The following is a 21458-nucleotide window of genomic DNA, read 5'->3' as shown; positions in this document are numbered from 1 at the left end:
CTTCCTGCTTGGCGGACCAGCGCACGACCAGATCGAATCCGGTCTCGGACGGAGTTTCCTTTTCCACCACGTCCTGTTCGAACAGCCAGGCGCGCTTGCGCCCTTCCGAGAACGCAAGGGATATCTCGGCAACCCGCACCGCCCCTTGCAGCGCCTCTGCCACAGCGGCTTGCAACGCCTCCAGCCCCGCGCCGGTGATCGCCGAAATGGCAATCATATCCGGATCACGCTCGGCGCGTTGGCGCATTGCTTCGGCGGCCTCAGGGGGCAGCAGATCCAGCTTGTTCCAGACCTCGAAGGTCCGGGTTTCCTTGGCTACACCCAGCGAGGTCAGGATCTCGCGCACATCATGGGCCTGTTCTTCGGTCTCGGCATGGCTGATGTCGCGCACATGCAGCACGATGTCGGCGGCCAGCACCTCTTCCAGCGTCGCGCGAAAGGCGGCAACCAGTTCGGTCGGCAGATCAGAGATGAACCCAACCGTATCGCTGAGGATGATCTCGGGCCCGTCGGGCAGCGCCAGACTGCGCATGGTGGGGTCCAGCGTGGCAAAGAGCATGTCCTTGACCATCACATCCGCCCCGGTCAACCGGTTGAAAAGCGTCGATTTTCCGGCGTTTGTATAACCCACCAGCGCCACGATCGGGTAAGGGACCTTGGCACGGGCGGCCCGGTGCAGCGCGCGGGTCTTCACCACCTTGTCTAACTGGCGGCGCAGGCGCACGAGCTGTTCGTCAATGGCGCGCCGGTCGGCCTCGATCTGGGTCTCGCCCGGACCGCCGACAAACCCCAGCCCGCCCCGTTGACGTTCAAGGTGGGTCCAGGCCCGCACCAGCCGCGTGCGCTGATAGTTCAGCGCGGCCATTTCGACCTGCAACACGCCCTCGCGGGTGGCGGCACGGTCGCTGAAAATTTCGAGGATCAGACCGGTCCGGTCCAACAGCTTCACGCCCCAGGCTTTTTCGAGGTTGCGTTGCTGCACCGGGCTGACCGACCCGTCCACCAGCACCAGCTCCACCTCGGCGGCTTCCAGCGCGTCATGCAGATCGGCGATCTTGCCCTTGCCAAAGAGCTTGCCCGCATCGACCTTGCGCAGCGGCACCACATCGGCCCCCACCACCTCAAGCTGTGGCAGGGCACGGGCCAGCGCCACGGCTTCCTCCAGCGCGGGTTGCGGCGCGCGGCGGTCCGGGTCGGATCTGATGTCAGGGTGCAGAACCCAGGCCCGCGTCACGCGCGGGCCATCGGTATTGTCGATCTGAAAAGGCGTCTTGCTCAAGAAGCGTCTTCGCCCTCATACAGGCTGATCGGCTGGCTTGGCATGATGGTCGAAATCGCATGTTTGTACACAAGCTGGGACTGCCCATCGCGGCGCAGCAGCACGCAAAAGTTGTCAAACCAGGTGATGACACCCTGCAATTTCACACCGTTGATCAGGAAAATCGTTACCGGAACCTTGGTCTTGCGCACGTGGTTCAGGAATGCATCCTGAAGGTTCTGTCTGTCAGACGCCATTTGACTTCTCGCTTTTATTCTTGCCGGCACCCGCGGACCGGGCCCCCCCAATTTGGCCAACTATGCAGTCCCCGCCGGGGAGTTTCCACCCCCAATCTCCGCAGCTTGACCGGTTTTGGGTCAGCCCAGTGTCAGCCGCGCCACAGGTCGGGTGTCAAGAGCGCGATAATGGCAAGCGTTTCGAGCCGTCCCAGCACCATCGCGCCGCACAAGATTGCCTTGGCACCGACGGTCAGTTCGATCAGCCGGATCGGCGTATCGGTGGCATATTCGATCAACGGCCCCGTGGTCGCAAGCGACGCGACCGACAGGACCACCGCATTGTCAAACCGCACGCCGGTCAGGGTCAGCAACAGGGTCACCGCCGTCAGCGACAGGGCAAACAGCATGAAGAATATCCAGGCGATGAAGGCCCCGTTGGATTGCAACCGCCGTCCTGCCGCCCCGGCCCCGCTGACCGAAGAGGGATGCACCAGCCGTTCCATCTCCCGCGCGCCATTCTGATAAAGCGCAAAGACCCGCAGCAGCTTGACCCCGCCCGCCGTTGTCGCCACGCCGCCCCCGATCAGCGCCAGCCCCATCAGGATCAGCCCCGGTGTCGGCAACCCGGACCAGCTCTGCGCCTCGATCCAGTGTACGGAAACAAAGCCGGTTGTCGTCAGGAACGACAGCACCGTGAACAGCGCCCCCCAAAGCGCGCGCACCGCCTGGCCCAGATTCTCCATCGCCGAAACGTCATAGGCCCCGATGAAATGCCGGGCAAACAGCACCAGCGGCACCGCGAGGGTGATGAAGATGCCGATGCGGAACTCGGGATCGGTGCGCAGGCCCCCCTGCGTCGCGGTCACCGTGTCCTTGGAAAAGGTCAGCCGCGACAGGGCAAACAGCATGAACAGCGCCATCACCGCCTCGCCCGACAGGCCGATGGCGGTGTTCTGGACCCCGCCCACCGGCGAGATGCCGGAGGTCGCCATGACCGACATGGCATGGCACAGCGCCACCAGCGGCCGCTGCCCTTCCGCCAGCAGCAGCAGCCACAGCAGCAGCGTCAGCCCGGCATAGATCGGCAACAGGGTCCGCGTCACCCGGATCAGCCGGACGCGGGGGTTCATCGGGGCCATCCGCGCCGACGAGGTATCGCGCCGCCCCGGCTCGGCCTGCGAGGTCACCTCGAATCCGCCCAGATGCAGCGGCGCAAGGATCGCCGATGCCGCGACCCACATCAGCAGACCGCCCATCCAGCCGACCTGCGCCCGCCACAGATGCAGCGTCGGGCTCAGCCGTCCGGGCTCCTGAAACATGGTGGCCCCGGTAGTGGTGATGGCGCTGACCATCTCGAAATAGGCATTGACGAACCGCGTCGTCGGCAGCGCCTCTACAAAGGGCAGTGCCAGCATCACCGGCAGAAAGACAAAGGCAGACAGCAGCGACATCAACGGGCCAAGGGTGCCATGGCGCGGCGCACGCCCCGCATGTGCAATCGCGATCAGGGTAAAGGCCACCAGCCCCAGCACACCTGCATAAAGAAACGCCTGCGAGCTGCCATGATCATTCACTGCAAGCCCGTGAATGGCCGGCACCAGCATCGACGCGCAGGCCACACCGAAGATCAGCAGGAACAGGGGCAGTTCCAGGAAACTGCTGCGCAGCGACTTCTTCTGTCTATGGCGTGCGCTTCCCATGGGTCAGAAAAAATCAATGGAAACTTGCAGAAGCTGCTCGACCTTGGGCACGTCCTCTGCCAGCGCAAAGACCGCAATCGTGTCGCCTTCGTCGATGCGGGTGCTGGCAAGCGGGCGCACGATCTTGCCGTTCTTGCGCAACATGCCCACCAGCACGCCTTCGGGAAACTCAATCTCGGACACCGTGCGCCCCGCAATCGGCGAGGTCGACAGCACCTCCGCCTCGATCACCTCGGCCTCGGCATCGCCGATGGAATAGACCGCGCGCACCCGGCCATGACGGATATGGCGCAGGATCGAACTGACCGTGGTGGCGCGGGGGTTGATATAGGCATCAATGCCCAGCGGCGTCATCAGGGGCACCAGCGTGGGATCATTGATCAGCGCGATGGTAAAGGGGCAGCCCTCGGCCTTGGCGCGCACGCAGGACAGCATGTTGGTCTTGTCATCGTCGGTCACCGCCAGCATCGCATCGGCCCGGCTGATACCCGCCTCCGCCAGCAAGGCCGCGTCCAGACCATCGCCGTTCAGCACGATGGTCCGCTCCAGTGCCTCGGCGGCCCGTTCGGCGCATTTGCGGTTCTTCTCGATCATCTTGGTGCGCATCCGGCTGGCACCACTTTCCAGATGCTGGGCCACGGTCAGCCCCACATTGCCGCCGCCCACAAGCACGATGCGCTCCTGCTTGGAGGTGCGCTTGCCAAAGATTTCCATGGTGCGGGAAATATCCTCGTGATGACAGAATACATAAGTGTCATCGCCCACAAACAGCTGATCCGCCGATTCCGGCGCAAACAGCGTGCCGTCCCGGCGCACCCCGACAACCACCGCCCGCAGGGTAGAGAACAGATCCGTCAACTGGCGCAGCGGCGTGTTCACCACCGGACAGTCCTGATCAATGGTGATGCCCAGCAGATGCGCCTTGCCGTCCATGAACACCTCGGTGTCAAAGGCGGCGGGGGCCGAGAGGCGTTGAAGTGCTGCGGCGGCGACTTCCTTCTCGGGGCTGATCACCACGTCGATGGGCATGTGATCGCGCCGGTAAAGGTCGGAATAGATCGCATCCAGATAGCTTTGCGAGCGCAGCCGCGCGATCTTGCGGTTGATGCCGAAAACCGAATGGGCAACCTGGCAGGTCACCATGTTGACCTCGTCCGAATGGGTTGCAGCGATGATCATCTCGGCATCGCGCGCCCCGGCCCGGTCCAGCACATCGGGATAGCTTGCGAATCCCGCGATGCCCTGCACGTCAAGCGTATCGGTGGCCCGCCGGATCAGGTCGGCATTGCTGTCCACCACCGTCACGTCGTTCCGTTCGCCGCTGAGGTGGCGGGCAATCTGCCAGCCGACCTGTCCCGCGCCGCAAATGATCACTTTCATGGCGCATCCCTACCTGTTGCCCCGCGTGCCGACGCCCTTGCGCATCCTGCCCCGGTTAGAGGGCATGATGCAAAGCTTGGCAAGGGGCGGCAATTGCCTTTGCCCCGCGCCCGGTGCAGAATGGTTGCATGAAACGCATTCGGATGGCAGCGATATTCGGTCTGGGGCTGGCGGCGGGCTGCGCCCCGCTGACGACCTATTACAAGCCCGGCGTGGCGGTCGAGCGGCTGAACCGCGATACAAACGCCTGTCAGGTCGCAGCGCTGCGCGATGTGCCCCCCAGCACGCAGATCAGACGGCTTCCACCCGAATTCATTCCGCCGCGCAGGCGCTGCGATTCGGCGGGCAATTGCACAGTGGTGCCGGGCTATTACATCCCCGGCGAGACCATCAGCTTTGATCCCAACGATGGCCTGCGCAAACGTGTCGAACAGCAATGTATGGCCGACAAGGGCTATGCGCCGGTGTCGATCCCGCCCTGCCCTGACAACGTGGCGCGTGCCGCGCCGCCTGCGGCCACCAAGGTACTGCCCGCCCTTGGGCCCGAGGCCTGCGCCATCCGCAACCGCGACGGCAGTTTCCAGATCGTCAACCGCGGCTGATCCGCGCGCAAGGACCTGCAGCCTGTCACATACCCGCTGTTCTTTTTGGCTCTAAAGCGCCCCGCCTTAAACTTGAATCGCCGATACCCTGCCGCGCTTCGCGCTCTCGGGACATCGGCGATACGGAGTGTATCAGGTTAAAGGCGGGACGCTGTAAATATTCCCGGGGTCTGGGGCAGCGCCCCAGTCCGAACATCAGCCACCAGCCGAAACAAGGGCGGACATCCCCCAAAATCACTCCACCGTCGCCTGCTCCTCGTCCACATGGGCAACCCGCACCCCGGACTTGGCCGATGTCACCACCCCCAGCGACTTCAGCTTGCGGTGAAGTGCCGAGCGTTCCATTCCGACGAAATTCGCTGTGCGCGAGATATTGCCGCCAAAGCGGTTGATCTGGGTCAGCAGGTATTCCCGCTCGAATGCCTCGCGGGCCTCGCGCAGCGGCAGGGTCGCCAGCGCACCGGACAGCACAACCCGGCCATCGTCTTCGCCGCGCTCTTCCTCGCCGGGCAGTTCACGCGCCTCTATCGGGCCGGTGCCCTCTCCCAGGATCAGCACCCGCTCCACCAGGTTCTTGAGCTGGCGCACGTTGCCGGGCCAGACCATGGTCTGCATCAGCGCAATCGCGTCGTCGCTGAGCGCGCGCTGCGGCAGCCCCTGGCTGCGGTTGAATTCGGCGATGAAATGTTCCGCCAGCAGCGGAATGTCCTCGCGCCGCTCTTCCAGCGAAGGCACCGCAATCGGCACCACGTTCAGCCGGTGATACAACTCCTGCCGAAAGGTCTCGGCCCGGATCGCGGCCTCAAGGTCGCGGTTGGTCGATGAGATGACCCGCAGGTCCACGCGCACCTTGTCATTGCCGCCCACGCGGGTGAATTGCTGGTCGACCAGCACCCGCAGGATCTTGGACTGGGTGCCCAGCGGCATGTCCGCCACCTCGTCGAAATAGATCACGCCGCCATGTGCCTGCTCCAGCAGCCCCGGCTCGACCCCGCGGTCTGCCCCTTCGCGGCCGAACAGCACCTCCTCCATCCGGTCCGGGGCGACGCCCGCGCAGTTCACGGTGACAAAGGGGGCCTGCGCCCGGCTGGAATGGGCGTGGATATAGCGCGCCGCGATTTCCTTGCCCGATCCGGCAGGGCCGCTCAGCATCACCCGGCCATTCGATTTGGTCACCTTGTCCAGCTGTCCGATCAGCGCCCGATAGGCCGCCGAATTGCCCAGCATCTCCGAGGTCACGATATCCTTGCGCTTGAGGGTCTGGTTCTCGCGGCGCAGGCGCGAGGTTTCCATCGCCCGGCGGATCACCACCAGCAACTGGTCGATGTTGAAGGGCTTCTCGATAAAGTCGTAGGCCCCCTGTTTGATCGCCGCCACCGCGATCTCGATGTTGCCATGGCCAGAGATGATCACCACCGGCACATCCGGGTTGTCGCGTTTCACGGTCTTGAGAATGTCGATGCCATCCATCCGGCTGTCCTTGAGCCAGATGTCGAGGATCATCAGCGCCGGTGGCTCGGTGTTGATCGCGGCCATCGCCTCGTCCGATCCACCTGCCAGCCGCGTCGCATATCCTTCGTCTTCCAGGATGTCCGAAATCAACTCACGGATGTCCCTCTCATCGTCAACAATCAGAATATCACTCATGCGGTTTCCTCCATCTGGGCCGGGGTCTGGGTTGGCACGATGGGCAGGGTAATCACCGCCATCGCGCCAAAGTGGTTTTGCCCCTCGAACACGGGAGCATTTTCAAGGGTCAGGCTGCCGCCATGTTCCTCGATGATCTTCTTGACGATGGGCAGGCCAAGGCCGGTGCCCTCGCTGCGCGTCGTCACATAGGGTTCAAACAGCCTTGCCCGGTCTTCGGGCAGGCCGATGCCGTTGTCGGCAATGGTGATGCGGGTGGTTGTCTCACCCGGCACCATCGTGACGGAAATCTGCGGCACAAGCCCGTCCGGCGCGCCTTTTTCCTTCAGGCTTTCAATGGCTTCGCCCGCGTTCTTGATCAGGTTCGTCAGCGCCTGCGAGATCATCGTGGCATCGACCTGGGACAGGACGGGATGATCCGGCAGATGGGCACCGATCCGGACATCGGGCTGGCCCGCCTGTTGCAGGAACACCGCGTCCCGCAGAAGCTGGCACAGATCCTCCTGCGCGGTTTGCGGCTCCGGCATCCGGGCAAATTTGGAGAATTCGTCAACGATGCGCCGCAGGTCCCCGGTCTGGCGGATGATCACGCCGGTCATCTGGTCCAGTTTCTCGGCATCCTCGCCCTGCATCTGCGCCCCGAACTTGCGCCTGATCCGCTCGGCCGACAGCTGGATCGGGGTCAGCGGGTTCTTGATCTCATGTGCGATGCGCCGCGCCACGTCGCCCCAGGCGGCCATGCGCTGTGCGCTGACCAGGTCGGTCACGTCATCAAAGGCAACCACATAGCCCTCAAGCCTGCCGTTGTCGCTGCGACGGGTGGCCATGCGCACCAGCAGGTTCTCCATCGCGCCCTGCCGGGACACCTTGACCTCGCCGGTCGCGGCCTCGCCGCCGCTGCCCGACAGTGTCTCGAACAGCGGTCCGAATTCCGGCACCGCAACCGTCAGCGACAGCGACTGCTGTTCCTCGGTCCAGTCCAGCAGGCGCATGGCAGAGCGGTTGACGAAGGTGACCTTGCCTTCGGGGTCCAGCCCCACCACCCCCGAGGTGACCGACGACAGCACGGAATCGAACAGCCGCCTGCGGCGTTCGATCTGGCGGTTGTTGTCCAGCAGAGTCTCGCGCTGGCCCCGCAACTGGGTGGTCATCTGGTTGAAGTACCGGCCCAGCATGGCAATTTCATCATCGCCGTCCTCTTCGCGCACCTGCACGTTCAGATCGCCCGCGCCAACCTGCTGCGCCGCCCCGGTCAGCCGCCCCACCGGCCCGGACAGCCGTTCGGCAAACCACAATCCCAGCCAGACCGCCGCCAGAATCAGGATCACGGCAAAGCCGACATAAAGCAGGCCGAACTCAAACAGCAGCCTGCCCCGGTCTTTCTCCAACTGCTGATAAAGCCGGGCGGTTTCCTGGGTTTCATCCAGCAGCGACAGGATATCGCCATCGACATCCCGGCTGACATAAAGGTATCGGTCCACCGCCCCCTGCAACGGCACCAGGGCGCGGAATTCATTGGTGGGCCAATCCTCGATCACCAGAACGTCGGCGGCACGCGATTCCTCGATCTGCGCGGCACCCGGCTCTTCGAAATTGAACAGGTAAGACCGCGCACCCCGCGCCCGGATCTGGCCGGTGCCGTCAATCAGATAGGCCTCGCGCAACCCCCGCTGGGATTGCCGCTGCCCTTCGGTCAAAAGCTGCCGGTCGGTCAGCACCCGCCCTGCGCCGCTGTTCTGGTCAATGAACCGCGCCAGCGCCACCGCGTCCTCCCGCAGGCCCTCGCGCTGTTCGTTCTCATAGGCCTGCGCGGCGGTCAGAGAGTTCTCCACAACCGACCGGACCCGGTCCGAAAACCAGCCCTCCAGCCCCACATTGACCGTAAGCCCCGCAAAGACCGCCACGCTGACCGTGGGGATCAGGGCCATCAGCGCAAACACCCCGGTCAGGCGCAGGTGCAGCCGTGATCCGGCGGATTTGGCCCGCCGCGCCGCGACCAGCCGCGCCACCTGGCTCAGCACAAGTGCCGCGATCAGCAGGACATAGACCAGGTCTGTCAGCAGGATCAGGCGCAGGCTGGGGGTATTGGCCCCCTGCCCCAACGGCCCGAGAATCAGGTAGGTGGCCATGGCCAACACCGGTCCCAGCACCACAAGTCCCAGGGTCGCAAGATTGCGCACGCGTTTGACGCGCCGCAGACGGCCCAGAGTTTCCAACGTGATCCTGCGTGACCGGGATGCCACCCGTTATCCTCGCCGATGATGTGATGCACGGGTGCATCAACCGCCATATTATGTGGTCCTGATCGCATTCAACCCAAAGCTGAGACACGATGGCCACGGTTATGTGGCGGTTTTACATCATTTTGCGCCCCCGTGTCACCTCAATATCGAGGTCGGTGATTTTCTTGCGCAGGGTATTTCGGTTGATTCCCAGCAAATCGGCGCATTTCGCCTGATTCCCCGAGGTCGCCGCCAGCGCAATCTCGATCAACGGGGCCTCCACCTCGCGCAGGATTCGGGCATAAAGCCCCGGCGGCGGCAAAATCGCGCCATGCTGGTCAAAGTAGCGCCGCAAATGACGTTCCACACTTTGCCCCAACCGTTCGGTATTGGCCTGGGTGCTCAGCGGTTCCGGCGAGGGCTGCGCCCCCAGCACCTGTTCAGCCTCGGCCTGCGAGATTTCGGCGGCGCGGCTGGTCAGGGCAAGCTGACGCATCGCATGTTCCAACTGCCGCACGTTGCCGGGCCAGGGGTAATTGGCAAAGACCTTGGAGGCCCCTTCGGACAGGTTGCGCGGCAGGGTGGAAACCGACCCGTCGGCCTTTTCCAGAAAATGCGCTGCCAGCAGGTCGATGTCCTCGACCCGGTCGCGCAACGCAGGCACATGTAGGGTGGCACCGGACAGCCGGTAATACAGGTCACGCCGCAGCGTGCCCGCCTTCATCGCGGCGGCAAGATCGGATTGGCTGGTGGCCAGGAATCGCGGTGTATGTTCACCGGGCGCGTCCATCATCCGCGCGATACGGGCCTGAATCTCGTGGTCGATATCCGCGATCTCGTCGATCAGCAAGGTGCCGCCTCGCACCCGCGCCAGCACGCGCGCAGGCCCTTCAAGGTCCTGAAGCTCAGCACCCGTCACGGTGACAAAGGGCAAGGAACGGCGGTCGGAAAAGTCGTGAATGGCCTTCCCGATCAGTGACTTGCCGGTGCCGCTTTCGCCCCAGATCAGCACCGGAAGGTCGGTGTTCATCACCCGTGCCACCAGACGGTACAGCGCCTGCATCACCGGGGTGCGCCCCACCAGCGGCAGGTCGTCGCGTTCCTCTGTTCCGGTCTTGCCGGCCGGGGCTGCGCGTGTCGCACCCTGCCGGTCCAGCGCGCGGGCGGTCCGTTTCATCAGATCGGGCAGATCGAAGGGTTTCGGCAGGTAGTCAAAGGCTTCCGCCTCCGCCGCCTTGATCGCGGTCATGATGGTGTTCTGGGCCGAAATCACGATCACCGGCATATCCGGCCTGTCCTGAGAGATTTTCGGCAGCATTTCCAACCCGTTGCCATCGGGCATGGCAACATCCGTGATCACCACGTCGCCCTTGCCCTCACCGACCCAGCGCATCAGCGTCGTCAGGCTTGAGGTGGCATGCACCTTGCATCCCGCGCGGGTCAGGGCCTGTGTCAGCACGGTGCGGATCGTGCGGTCGTCGTCAGCGACCAATACAGTACCATCCATGTCTTATATCTCCTCTTGCTGCGCCGGGGCGCGGGATAACGATATGCGAAAGACGGTGCGGCCCGGTGTGCTGTCCACCGAGATCCAGCCGTCGTGTTCGGAAATGATCTTGGACACCAGCGCCAGCCCAAGCCCGGTGCCGTTCTCGCGGCCGGAGACGAAGGGATCGAAGATCACCGATTTGATGTGTTCGGGCAGGCCCGGTCCGTCGTCGATCACCTCGATCTGCAAGGGCAGCGACTGGCCGGTGCCATCCGCGCGGCGCAGGCGGAAGGAATGTTCGAAATAGGTGTGCAGACGGATCGTGCCGCCGCCCTCTCCGGCGGCTTCGGAGGCGTTCTTGAGCAGGTTCAGCACCACTTGCAGCAACTGATCCTTGTCCCCCAGCGCATGCGGCAGCGAGGGGTCGTAATCCTCAATGATCTTCATCTGCGCGCCAAAGCCCAGCAGCGCCGAGCGCCGGGCACGGTCCAGCACGTCATGCAGGTTCACCGGCTTGCGCACCGGCTCGCTCAGATTGCCAAACTGCTCCACCTGTTCCAGCAGTTTCACGATGCGGCGGCTTTCCGCGACGATCAGGTCGGTCAGCTCCAGCTCGTCCGCATTGAGGTTCATCGACAGCAGCTGCGCCGCCCCGGTGATGCCCGCCAGCGGGTTCTTGATCTCATGCGCCAGCATTTCGGCCATGCCGATGGCCGATTTCGCGGCGGATTTGACCGAATGGCTCTGCGTCATGCGCCCGGCCAGTTCGCGCGGGCTGATCATCATCAGCATATAGCCCGCGCGCCCCGACAGCGGCGCAATCTGGAGCGAGGATTTCAGCGGCGCGCGCTGACCGGAGCCGACGTCGATGTCATTGACAAACAGCGGCGTATCACTGTCGCGCGCGCGCTCGAAGGCTTCCTCCAGCGGGTCATCGACCGCGATCATGTCCCAGACCGGGCTGCCCTCCACATGTTTGGCGGAAGCGTTGAGAAAACCTTCGGCAGCGGGGTTCATCGCGTCGATGCTGTTGTCCGGCGCGATCACGAAGCTGGGGATCGGCAGAGAGGCCCATATCTGGTGATCCATGCTCATGCGGCCACCAATGCGCGGTCAGGGATCATCGCCTCGCGCAGCAGCGCGACGGTCCGGGCCGCTGTGGCCCCGGTCAGCACCGCGCGGCGCAGTTCCGCCGGGGTACCCGCAGTATCCATGTACCAGCCAAGATGCTTGCGGGCGACCCTTGCGCCCAGTTCGACACCGTAAAAGCCAAGCATCGCCTCATAATGATCTTCCACCATATCGGCAAAGTCGCGGCCCTGCGGCACCTGGGGGTCCGGTGTGCCGTAAAGCGCGTGTGAGATCTGCGCCAGCAGCCAGGGCCGCCCCTGCGCCCCGCGCCCGACCATCACGCCATCTGCGCCGGAATGGTCCAGCGCCGTGCGCGCGGCGCGGGTGCTGGTGATGTCCCCATTTGCGATCACCGGGATATCCACCGCGCCCTTGACCCGCGCGATGGCCCGCCAATTGGCCCGCCCCTTGTAGAACTGGCAGCGGGTGCGGCCATGAATGGTGATCATGCGGATACCTGCCGCCTCTGCCCGCCGCGCGATGTCCGGGGCGTTCAGCATCTCATCGTCCCAGCCCAGCCGGGTCTTGAGCGTGACCGGCACATCCACGGCCTCCACCACCGCCTCGATCAGACGCAGGGCGTGATCCGGGGTTTTCATCAGGGCGGAGCCGGATGCCCCCTGCGTCACCTTCTTGGCCGGGCAGCCCATGTTGATGTCGATGATCCGCGCGCCCTGCCCCGCGATCATGCGCGCGGCCTCTGCCATCGGTGCCGCCTCGCGGCCCGCGATCTGCACGGCGGTGCCTTCGACGCCAAGGCCCAGTTCGGCCTTTTCGCGGGTGCCGGGGCGGCGCGACAGCAATTCCTGGCTGGCAACCATCTCTGACACGACCAGCCCCGCGCCAAAGCGCGCCACCAGCCTGCGGTAGGGCAAATCGGTGATTCCGGCCATGGGGGCCAGGAACACCGGGGGAAACAGATCATTTGGCAGGCGTGTCGCGGTCACATGCTTAATCCTTGTGCGCTTGGGTATGGTCTATCGTCACCCCCCTGATACCTCAATGAATTACCGCCTCTCACGACCACAGTACAGCCTGAATTGCCTAATATTTAGGCAGACCACTTGCACGATTGCGCCTTTCGGCCACAGGCCCTAGACAGGTTTCATGCACGATCAGAGCCTTTCATGACCATTTGCGCCCTTGTCGTCGCGGCCGGGCGCGGCACCCGCGCCGGGGGCGATTTGCCCAAGCAATGGCAGCGGGTCGCAGGGCGCAGCGTGCTGGCCCATACCATCGCCGCATTTCAGGCGCACCCCGCCGTCGACACCATCGCAGTGGTGCTGCATCCCGATGAGATGGAAAAGGCCGCCGGGTTCCGCGATGCGGGCATCCTGATTGCCCTCGGCGGATCGGACCGCGCCGCATCGGTGCGCGCGGGGCTGGCGCTGTTGCCGCAGTCGGGCAAGGTGCTGATCCATGACGCGGCGCGCTGCTGCGTCTCGCCCCAGGTGATCCGGGACGTGATCGCGGCGCTGCAAGACCACCCTGCCGCCGCCCCCGGCCTGCCGGTGACAGATGCGCTGTGGCAGGGCAACGCGGGCCACGTCACCGGGATGCAGGACCGCGAAGGTCTTTTTGCCGCCCAGACGCCACAAGGCTTCGACCTGCCCCTGATCCGCACCGCCCATGCGGCATATGACGGACCGGCAGCGGATGACGTGGCGGTGGCACGGGCAGCAGGCCATGCGGTTGCCATCACCCCCGGCGACGCCGATAACATCAAGATCACGACGCCCGGCGATTTTGCCCGCGCCGCGCGGATACTGGAGGGCCGGATGGACATCAGAACAGGCAACGGATTCGACGTGCATGCCTTTGGCCCCGGCGACCATGTGACGCTTTGTGGCGTGAAAATACCGCATGATCAGGGGCTTGTCGGGCATTCGGATGCGGATGTGGGGATGCATACGGTGACCGATGCGATCTATGGCGCGCTGGCGATGGGCGACATCGGCCAGCATTTCCCGCCCTCGGACCCGCAATGGAAAGGTGCCGCCAGCGATATTTTCCTGCGCCATGCGGCCGGGCTTGCGGCTGAGTCAGGATTCGCGATCACCCATGTCGATTGCACCCTGATCTGCGAACAGCCCAAGATCGGCCCCCATGCCCCGGAAATGCGCCGTGTGATGGCGGGCCTGCTGGGGCTCGAGGTGGACCGCGTTTCGGTCAAGGCCACGACGTCAGAGCGGCTGGGCTTTACCGGACGTGGCGAGGGGATCGCCTGCATGGCCACGGCAACATTGGTGAAATCATGAATATCGCAAAGACGATCGGAACTGTTTTTGGTGTCGGCTACATCCGCCCCGCCCCCGGCACATGGGGCTCGCTTGTGGCGCTGCCCTGGGGCTGGCTGCTGCATGTTCTTGGCGGCTTTCCCCTGCTGGTGATTGCGGTCATCGCCGGGTTTGCCAAGGGCTGGTGGGCCACGGCAAAGATGACGGCGGGCAGCGACGACCATGACCCTTCCGAAATCGTGGTGGATGAGGTCGTGGGCCAGTGGATTGCCCTGTTGCCGCTGTCCTATGCCGCCTGGACGCGCGGGTTGGACATGCTGGTGATGTGGCCCGGCTGGATCGCGGCGTTTGTCCTGTTCCGCCTGTTTGACATCTGGAAACCCTGGCTGGTGGGATGGGCCGACCGGCGCGGCGATGCGCTGGGGGTGATGCTGGACGACGTGATCGCGGGCATTTTCGCCGCCCTGTGCGTGATGCTGCTGGCCGGATTGTACCATGGAGTTTTGACATGAGCATTGCATCACAGATCATTGAACTGGCACAAAAAAAGGGTGTCATGGTCAGTTGTGCCGAAAGCTGCACCGGCGGGCTGGTCGCCGCCGCCCTGACCGAGATGCCGGGATCGTCGGTGATGTTCGATTCTGGCTTTGTCACCTATACCAATGCCGCCAAGATGAAGATGCTGGACGTCCGCCCCGGCACCTTGCAGATGTTCGGTGCCGTCTCCGAAGAGGTTGCGCGTGAAATGGCCAGTGGCGCGCTGGCCCATTCCGATGCGCAGGTGGCCGTCTCCGTCACCGGCATCGCAGGCCCCGGCGGGTCCGAGCACAAGCCGGAAGGCCGCGTCTGTTTCGGCCTGGCCGCGGGCGATCAGGTCTGGGCCACCACCCAGGAATTCGGCGCATTGGGCCGCAGCCGGGTGCGCACCGCAGCCCGCGACCATGCGCTGACGCTGCTGCTGCAAGGCCTTTTCAGCCTGCCTTGAAGATGGGCAAACAGCCCCGCTGGCTGCCCAAAATATCGGCATTTTCGAAAAAGACGCCAAAATAAGCATGTCGGGTCTTTTCTGGGCGTTCCGCATCTCCAAGGTGCGGCAACCCTGACGCTGACCCGGAGACATCTTATGAACGCTGCAGATTCCGCCTGGATCATGACCGCCACCGCGCTGGTCCTCTTCATGACCTTACCGGGGCTTGCCCTGTTCTATGGCGGCCTGGTGCGCGCGCGCAACGTGCTCAGCGTCTTCATGCATTGCTATGCCATCGCCTGCCTGATGTCGGTGCTGTGGTTCCTGCTGGGCTATTCCATCGCCTTTGGCCCCGGCGCAAGCGGCCTCTGGGGCGGGCTGGACAAGGCCGGGCTGAGCGGGATCACCGCCGACAGCCTCAGCGGCACCCTGCCCGAAATCCTGTTCTTTGCCTTTCAGATGACCTTCGCCATCATCACCCCCGCCCTGATCGTCGGCGCCTATGTGGAGCGGATCAATTTCGCCTTCCTGCTGCTGTTCTCCGGCCTGTGGATGCTGCTGTGCTATGCGCCGGTGGTGCATTGGATCTGGGGCGGCGGGATGCTGGCCGATGGCGGCATCTTTGGCGCAACAGGTGTACGCGACTTTGCCGGCGGCATCGTGGTGCATGAAACCGCCGGGATCGCGGCGCTGATTCTGGCGATCATGCTGGGCGCACGCCGGGACAACAGCAAACCGCCGCATAATCCGGGGCTGGTGATGGTCGGGGCCGCGATGCTCTGGGTCGGCTGGTTCGGCTTCAACGGCGGCTCGCAACTGGCCGCCGATGGTGGTGCCGCAATGGCGATCACCGTCACCCATATCTCCGCCGCCACCGCCTCGCTCACCTGGGCGCTGTGGGAGCGGATCAAGTTCGGCAAGGCCTCAATGGTCGGTCTGGTCACCGGCACCATTGCGGGCCTCGCCTCGATCACCCCGGCATCGGGGTTCGTGGGGCCCTGGGCCGCGCTGCTGATCGGGGCGGTTGCGGGGGTGCTCTGCCAGGAAGCGGTCACGCTGATTCGCAACAAACTCAAGGTGGATGACACGCTGGATGTCTTTGCGGTCCACGGTGTCGGCGGGATCTTTGGCACCATCATGATTGCGGCACTGGGTGCGGGCACATGGGCCGCGCAACTGGGCTCGCTGGCCATCGTCGGCGCATTCACAACCGTCGTGACAGTCGTGATCGCCCTTGTCTGCCGCGCAATTGTGCCAATGCGGGTGGATGCGGAAGCGGAATCAAACGGGCTGGACCTGTCCAGCCATGGCGAACGGGCCTATGACCTGACCAGCTGATCCGTCAGGGCGGGCAGGTCATCGCCCTGCGCCGCCAGCCACAGCGCCTCGGCGTGGTCCTCGCCCAGCAGGGCCACCGCCTTGTCCTGCAATTTCGCCGCGCGGACCTCCAACGGAATCGGCGCGGAAAGGTCATGCTTCAACCGCCGCATCGCGCCGCCGGCAAAGGAGACGGCAACCTCGGACTGGGTCTCGGACAGGCGCGCCTCTTCGCTGACACGGATCTTGTCGCGCAGGGCGGTGATCGCCGGGTCTTGCGTGATCTCATCGGTGAAATTGGCAATGCCGCCGGTGTCATGACCCAACAGCGCCATCGCGCAGGTCTGGGCATAGCTGAACTTGGCCGCAAGACCCGTGGTCGGTGCCGCGATGTTGCAGACGCTCATCCAGCGCGGGTGGGTGCGGATGTGGATGCCCTCCACCGCGCCCAGGTCCAGATCGGCACCGCGCAGCGCCTCAAGCATCGCATGCAACCCGTGGCAGCAGGCGTGAAACTTGTGGCTGATGTCGGTGATGTGCCATGTGCCGCGCGGCAGGCTGACCTCTGCCGCCTCGCCGTGATGGGTGGGGCCGAACCCCAGCGGGCCCGCCAGACCGTCCTCTGCCGCTGTCATGCCCGCCTGCGCCCAAAGCGTCGCTTCCACCCCGGTGCGGGCGGCCAACCCGGCATTGAGCGGCTTTGCCATGGTGCCGAACTGCGATTTCAGCCCCGAGGCCATGCTGGCGCAAAGCCCAAGCGCCGCGCGCAACTGGTGCTTGTCCAGCTCCAGCAGGCGCGCGCAACCCATGACCGCGCCGAAAGCCCCCGCCGTGGCGGTCTGATGATAGCCGACCTGATAGTGGCTCCGCCCCAGCCAGAGCCCCACGAGGATGGAGGATTCGACGCCCAGCGTCGCGGCCTCGACCACCTCGTCCAGCGGCGCGCGCAGTTCCTGGGCCAGCGCCAGCACGGCGGGCAGCACCGCAACCGACGGGTGGCCGATATGGGCAAAATGCGTGTCGTCATAATCCAGCGCATGGGACAGGGTGCCATTGACCAGTGCCGCCAGCGGCGCGGTGGCGGTGCCGCCGCCGAATATCTGCGCCTGCCCGGCGCCCATGGCGCGCTGTGCGGCGGCGAAATCGTCAAATTCACCGGCCTGCGCCCCGGCGATGCCACAGGCGGCCCAGTCGAACAGCGACAGGCGCATCATCACGGCGGCCTCGGCCGGAACCTCAGCCTTGCGGAAACGGATCAATTGGTCGGTAATGGTGCTCATGCACCCGATCCGTAAAGCGCCTCTGCCCGTTTTTCAAAGGCTTTCACCACGCGCTGCATCGCCTCGTTGAAGACAACACCGATGATGCCCTGAAGGATGCGGTTGCGGAATTCGAAATCGACGTGGAAATGCACGCGACACCCCCCCGGCGCATCCTCGAACCGCCAGTTCGACAGCATGTATTTGAACGGTCCGTCCAGATATTCGGTGTCGATCTTCATCTCGGCGGGCCAGAGCGTCACGCGGCTGGTGAATCGCTCGCGGAACACCTTGAAACTGATCACCAGGTCGGCATCCATCACGCGATGATCGCCCTGTGGTGTGTCGCTGCGTATCCGCGCGGCAGCCGTCCAGGGCAGGAATTCGGGGTACTTGCCCACATCCGCCACCAGATCGTACATCTGTTGCGCGGTATAGGGCAGTTCTTTGGTCTCTGAATGGGTCGGCATTGCGTTCCGGGTCTGCTCGGGTTAGCCCTATGTCTCCGGTAAACGCCATGAAATCAAGGGCCAATGGCCATGACAGATCGTCGCTATGTGATTGATGAAATGATCTCGGCCAAGGCGATTGCCGCCCGGATCGAGGCGCTGTGCCGCGCCATCCACGATGAATTCGACGGCACCGACAAGCTGGTCGTCGTGGGCCTGCTGCGCGGGTCCTTCGTGTTCATCGCCGATCTGGTGCGCGAGCTGGACCTGCCCATCGAGGTCGATTTTCTTGAGGCCTCCAGCTATGGCGACGGGATGCAAAGCAGCCGGGAGGTGCGCATTCTCAAGGACCTGCGCGGTGCCATCGAAGGCCGCGACGTGCTGGTGGTCGAAGACATCGTGGACACCGGCCACACCCTGCACCATGTCACCAACCTGTTGAAATCGCGCGAGCCTGCGCGGCTCAAGACCATCGCGTTGCTGGACAAACCCAGCCGCCGCGAGGTGGATATGAAGGCGGATTGGACCGGCTTCGAGATCCCCGATGAATTTGTCGTGGGCTATGGCATCGACTATGCCCAACGCGACCGCAACCTGCCCTTTATTGGAAAGGTCCGTTTCACATGAACCCGATCTGGCTGCTCCGCATGTCGAAATGGGCGCATAACCCGCCCTCTGCCAAACGGGTCAAACTGGTCTTTGCCGCCATTGCGCTGGCGCTGATCATCTTCGGCATCGAATGGATGGGATGGTGGCCGGACTGGGCCACAGCAGAACGCGTGCCGCGCCGGTTCTGACCCGTCGCCCCACATGGCCGCCCCCCCGGCCCGGCCGATGTTTCCGCCGATCACGAAAATGTTTTTGGCGCATTTTGTGGTCCATGGCATGCTGATGCAAGAACCTGTTAAATTTCACTTTTGCCATTCAGCCATGGAGATCAGCCAATGCAGAAGACCTTTACCACCCGGACCGTCACCGCGATCATGTGCGGTGTGCTCGCAACCGCAGGCTTTGCCGCCAGCCATGCAGGCGAAGAGAACAAGAGCGTGACGGCACGCCATGCCATGATGCAGATGATCGCCTATCACACCGGGATTCTGGGCGGGGTCGCCAAAGGCGAGATGGAATATGATTCCGCCATGGTCGACGCCGCGGCCATGAACATCGCCTCACTGGCCGCGATGGACCGCGCAACCCTGTGGATCGAAGGCACCGAACAGGGTGCGGCTACCGATTCCCGCGCCAAACCCGAGATCTGGAGCGATGCAGAGGGATTCGGTGCCGCGTTTGAAAAGCTTGAAACCGCTGCCAGCGCCATGGTCGGCGCGTCGGATGCCGCAGCCGTGGGTGCCGGGATGGGCGATATTGGCGGGGCCTGCAAGGCCTGCCATGAAAACTATCGCGGCCCCGAGAACTGATCGCCGGGTCTGAGTGTTGCGCCGTTTTCTGATTGCGATCTGCCTGCTGGCGGTCATTGGCCTTGGGGTGTTCTGGGTGCTGACGCGCCCTGCCCCACTCAATGCCGAATTTGCCAGCGGGCATGTGGCGGATGTGGAAAACGGCGCGCGCATCTTTCACGCGGGCGGCTGCGCCTCCTGCCACGTGGCCCCTGAAAGCGAGGACAAGCTGACGCTGGCGGGCGGCGAGGGATTCGCCAGCGATTTCGGCACATTTTACGCGCCCAACATCTCGCCCGGACCGGAAGGCATCGGCGGATGGGACCTGCCCGGTTTCGCGCGCGCGGTGACGCGGGGCGTCTCGCCCGAGGGGCAGCATTATTACCCCGCCTTTCCCTATACCACCTATATCCACATGACTGACACGGATGTGACGGACCTCTTTGCCTATCTGCAAACCCTGCCGGTGTCGGACACCCCCAGCAAACCGCATGACGTTGGATTTCCCTTCAACATCCGGCGCGGTCTGGGCCTGTGGAAATTGCTCTACCTCGATGAAGCCTATGTGATGACCGGCGAAATGTCAGAAGAGGTGACGCGCGGGCGCTACCTGGTCGAGGCCTTGGGCCATTGCGCCGAATGCCACACGCCGCGCGGGCCAATTGGCGGGCTGCAGCGCGATGCCTGGCTGACCGGCGCGCCCAACCCCTCCGGCAAGGGGCGCATTCCAAACATCACGCCCCAGGGGCTGGACTGGTCCGCCGATGACATCGCCTATTACCTGCAAAGCGGGCTGACCCCGGATTTCGACAGCGCCGGCGGGACCATGGCATCGGTGGTGGACAACATGTCGCAATTGCCCGAAGGCGACCGGGCGGCGATTGCTGCCTATCTCAAGGCCTTGCCCTGACGCGGCGGTCCCGCTGGCTGAAACTGCAGGATGGATATTTTTGGCCAAAAAGAGAATGGGCGTGGTTCTGCACATTTGAGGCCTACGTGCAGGAGGTTTTTGGCAGGCCCCGGTTTGAGACGCTGCGCGGATTTGCTATCTGGATATTCAGAGCAAGGAGACGGTCATGAACATCCTGATCGTGGGTGCCGGACCAACCGGCCTGACAGCGGCGGTGGAACTGGCGCGCCGGGGTGTCCTGCCGCGCGTCATCGACAAGCGGTCCGGCCCCTCGGAACTCAGCCGGGCCGTCGGAATCCAGCAACTCTCGATGGATATTCTGACCCCTTCCGGCGTGGCCGACGAGATCAGGACCGAGGCCGTGCGCTTTGACGGGGTCGCCTTTCACACCGGCGCGCGCAGGGTTGCGAAATTTGCCCTGAACTTCGACGACAGATCCCGGCTCTATGGGCTTCCGCAAGACCGGACAGAGCATTTCCTGGCCCGTGCCCTTGCCCGATTTGGCGGCAGGATCGAGTATGACACCCCTTTCGAGGGGCTGACCCAGGATGAGACAAGCCTGCGCGTGCAACTGGGCGGAACGCAGGCGGTTTTCGACCATGTTATTGGTGCGGACGGGGCGCATAGCGCCGTGCGCGCGGCGCTGGGGCTGGGTTTTCCCGGCTTTGACCTGCCGGGCCAATGGTCGATCGCGGATGTGGAAAGCCCGGACTGGCGCGATCCGCAAACCTTTCAGGGCTTCATGCTGCCCCATGGCAACATCTGCATCGTGGCCCCGTTGGAGGCGGCGCGGTTCCGGGTGATCGCAAGCCTGCCTGACGCGCTTGCCGCCTTGCCGGTGCCGATGAATGTGACCAACATCCGCCGCAGCGGTGCTTTCACCATCTCGGTGCGGCAGGTGACAGACTATGCAGTGGGCCGGGTCTATCTGGCCGGGGATGCCGCGCATTGCCATTCACCGGCGGGCGGACGGGGCATGAACCTCGGCATTGCGGATGCAGCGGACCTTGCCGGCCGGTTGATCGACGGGGGGCTTGCGGGATACCACGCCGCGCGCCATGCGGAAGGGGCGCATGTGCTGGCCTTCAGCGAGGGGTTGCGCAAGGCGATGCAGTCGAAAAGCCCGTTGCGGCGGATGGTCATGCCCCGCGTGATGAAGTTTATTGCGGCGGTCCCGCCCATCCAGCGGGCGGCGGTGCGCTATTTCGTCAGTGGTTAGGGCCTTTGGGCATTCATTTTCCACAGGCCCTAGGC

The 21458-nt window shown here is 64.1% G+C and carries 21 protein-coding genes; 10 read left to right on the top strand and 11 right to left on the bottom strand.

Features of this window, described 5'->3' with window-relative positions:
* The 4 genes from hflX to trkA form a co-directional block, all read right to left on the bottom strand.
* On the bottom strand, nucleotides 1–1279 hold a 1279-nt coding region (hflX, locus tag A8B82_RS13755), incomplete at its 3' end, for a GTPase HflX (protein ID WP_067293355.1).
* Nucleotides 1276–1515: an RNA chaperone Hfq gene (hfq, locus tag A8B82_RS13750; RefSeq protein WP_007119530.1), complete on the bottom strand. Its 240-nt coding sequence runs from the start codon at nucleotides 1513–1515 to the stop codon at nucleotides 1276–1278. The genes hflX and hfq, both read right to left, overlap by 4 nt.
* A 131-nt stretch (nucleotides 1516–1646) precedes the next feature.
* Nucleotides 1647–3197, bottom strand: coding sequence for a TrkH family potassium uptake protein (locus A8B82_RS13745; RefSeq protein WP_067293352.1), 1551 nt, complete (start codon nucleotides 3195–3197; stop codon nucleotides 1647–1649).
* Nucleotides 3198–3200: 3 nt separating this feature from the next.
* Nucleotides 3201–4577: a Trk system potassium transporter TrkA gene (trkA, locus tag A8B82_RS13740; protein ID WP_067293349.1), complete on the bottom strand. Its 1377-nt coding sequence runs from the start codon at nucleotides 4575–4577 to the stop codon at nucleotides 3201–3203.
* 128 nt (nucleotides 4578–4705) lie between these two features.
* Between trkA and A8B82_RS13735 the strand changes: the two genes are divergently transcribed.
* Nucleotides 4706–5179 carry a hypothetical protein gene (locus tag A8B82_RS13735; protein WP_067293346.1) on the top strand — a complete coding sequence of 158 codons (474 nt, stop codon included), beginning with the start codon at nucleotides 4706–4708 and terminating at the stop codon, nucleotides 5177–5179.
* A gap of 234 nt (nucleotides 5180–5413) precedes the next feature.
* Here the strand turns inward: A8B82_RS13735 and ntrX are convergent, their stop codons facing one another.
* From ntrX to dusB, 5 genes are all read right to left on the bottom strand, one after another.
* Complete coding sequence (gene ntrX / locus A8B82_RS13730) at nucleotides 5414–6826, bottom strand: nitrogen assimilation response regulator NtrX (RefSeq protein ID WP_067293344.1); 1413 nt, start codon at nucleotides 6824–6826, stop codon at nucleotides 5414–5416.
* Nucleotides 6823–9069: a sensor histidine kinase NtrY-like gene (locus A8B82_RS13725; protein WP_067293341.1), complete on the bottom strand. Its 2247-nt coding sequence runs from the start codon at nucleotides 9067–9069 to the stop codon at nucleotides 6823–6825. The genes ntrX and A8B82_RS13725 overlap by 4 nt, the downstream gene beginning before the upstream one ends.
* 112 nt (nucleotides 9070–9181) lie before the next feature.
* On the bottom strand, nucleotides 9182–10555 hold the full coding sequence (locus A8B82_RS13720; RefSeq protein ID WP_067293338.1) for a response regulator: 1374 nt from the start codon (nucleotides 10553–10555) through the stop codon (nucleotides 9182–9184).
* A gap of 3 nt (nucleotides 10556–10558) precedes the next feature.
* Nucleotides 10559–11632, bottom strand: a complete 1074-nt coding sequence (locus tag A8B82_RS13715) for a two-component system sensor histidine kinase NtrB (protein WP_067293335.1) — start codon at nucleotides 11630–11632, stop codon at nucleotides 10559–10561.
* The gene (gene dusB / locus A8B82_RS13710; protein ID WP_067293389.1) at nucleotides 11629–12561 is read right to left on the bottom strand and encodes a tRNA dihydrouridine synthase DusB; all 933 of its coding nucleotides are present in this window, start codon (nucleotides 12559–12561) and stop codon (nucleotides 11629–11631) included. Before dusB ends, A8B82_RS13715 begins: the two co-directional genes overlap by 4 nt.
* A 234-nt stretch (nucleotides 12562–12795) precedes the next feature.
* On the opposite strand from dusB, the gene A8B82_RS13705 reads away from it, so the two are divergent.
* From A8B82_RS13705 to A8B82_RS13690, 4 genes are all read left to right on the top strand, one after another.
* On the top strand, nucleotides 12796–13926 hold the full coding sequence (locus tag A8B82_RS13705) for a bifunctional 2-C-methyl-D-erythritol 4-phosphate cytidylyltransferase/2-C-methyl-D-erythritol 2,4-cyclodiphosphate synthase (protein ID WP_067293333.1): 1131 nt from the start codon (nucleotides 12796–12798) through the stop codon (nucleotides 13924–13926).
* Complete coding sequence (locus tag A8B82_RS13700; protein ID WP_067293331.1) at nucleotides 13923–14417, top strand: phosphatidylglycerophosphatase A family protein; 495 nt, start codon at nucleotides 13923–13925, stop codon at nucleotides 14415–14417. Before A8B82_RS13705 ends, A8B82_RS13700 begins: the two co-directional genes overlap by 4 nt.
* Entirely contained in the window at nucleotides 14414–14890 is a 477-nt protein-coding gene (locus A8B82_RS13695; protein WP_067293328.1) for a CinA family protein, read from the top strand. The genes A8B82_RS13700 and A8B82_RS13695 overlap by 4 nt, the downstream gene beginning before the upstream one ends.
* 138 nt (nucleotides 14891–15028) lie before the next feature.
* Nucleotides 15029–16210: an ammonium transporter gene (locus A8B82_RS13690; protein ID WP_067293326.1), complete on the top strand. Its 1182-nt coding sequence runs from the start codon at nucleotides 15029–15031 to the stop codon at nucleotides 16208–16210.
* On the opposite strand, the gene A8B82_RS13685 is transcribed toward A8B82_RS13690, so the two are convergent.
* Together A8B82_RS13685 and A8B82_RS13680 are read right to left on the bottom strand one after the other, a co-directional pair.
* Complete coding sequence (locus A8B82_RS13685) at nucleotides 16192–17469, bottom strand: MmgE/PrpD family protein (protein ID WP_067293323.1); 1278 nt, start codon at nucleotides 17467–17469, stop codon at nucleotides 16192–16194. The two genes, A8B82_RS13690 and A8B82_RS13685, sit on opposite strands and share 19 nt — an antisense overlap.
* A complete protein-coding gene (locus tag A8B82_RS13680; RefSeq protein WP_067293320.1) occupies nucleotides 17466–17918 on the bottom strand; it encodes a type II toxin-antitoxin system RatA family toxin in 453 nt (150 codons plus the stop codon). The genes A8B82_RS13685 and A8B82_RS13680 overlap by 4 nt, the downstream gene beginning before the upstream one ends.
* 69 nt (nucleotides 17919–17987) lie before the next feature.
* On the opposite strand from A8B82_RS13680, the gene hpt reads away from it, so the two are divergent.
* The 5 genes from hpt to A8B82_RS13660 all read left to right on the top strand — a co-directional run bounded on the left by hpt (nucleotide 17988) and on the right by A8B82_RS13660 (nucleotide 21423).
* Nucleotides 17988–18524: a hypoxanthine phosphoribosyltransferase gene (gene hpt, locus A8B82_RS13675; RefSeq protein ID WP_067293386.1), complete on the top strand. Its 537-nt coding sequence runs from the start codon at nucleotides 17988–17990 to the stop codon at nucleotides 18522–18524.
* Nucleotides 18521–18694: a hypothetical protein gene (locus A8B82_RS24340; protein ID WP_162841712.1), complete on the top strand. Its 174-nt coding sequence runs from the start codon at nucleotides 18521–18523 to the stop codon at nucleotides 18692–18694. Before hpt ends, A8B82_RS24340 begins: the two co-directional genes overlap by 4 nt.
* Before the next feature lie 147 nt (nucleotides 18695–18841).
* Nucleotides 18842–19315: a c-type cytochrome gene (locus A8B82_RS13670; RefSeq protein ID WP_082899310.1), complete on the top strand. Its 474-nt coding sequence runs from the start codon at nucleotides 18842–18844 to the stop codon at nucleotides 19313–19315.
* A gap of 16 nt (nucleotides 19316–19331) precedes the next feature.
* Nucleotides 19332–20204: a cytochrome c gene (locus tag A8B82_RS13665; protein WP_067293381.1), complete on the top strand. Its 873-nt coding sequence runs from the start codon at nucleotides 19332–19334 to the stop codon at nucleotides 20202–20204.
* Between the two features lie 166 nt (nucleotides 20205–20370).
* On the top strand, nucleotides 20371–21423 hold the full coding sequence (locus tag A8B82_RS13660) for an FAD-dependent oxidoreductase (protein WP_067293317.1): 1053 nt from the start codon (nucleotides 20371–20373) through the stop codon (nucleotides 21421–21423).
* Nucleotides 21424–21458: the final 35 nt, after the last annotated feature.

This window comes from Sulfitobacter sp. EhC04 (assembly GCF_001650875.1).
Taxonomy (GTDB): Bacteria; Pseudomonadota; Alphaproteobacteria; order Rhodobacterales; family Rhodobacteraceae; genus Sulfitobacter.
This window is presented reverse-complemented; position numbering and strand designations above follow the sequence as displayed.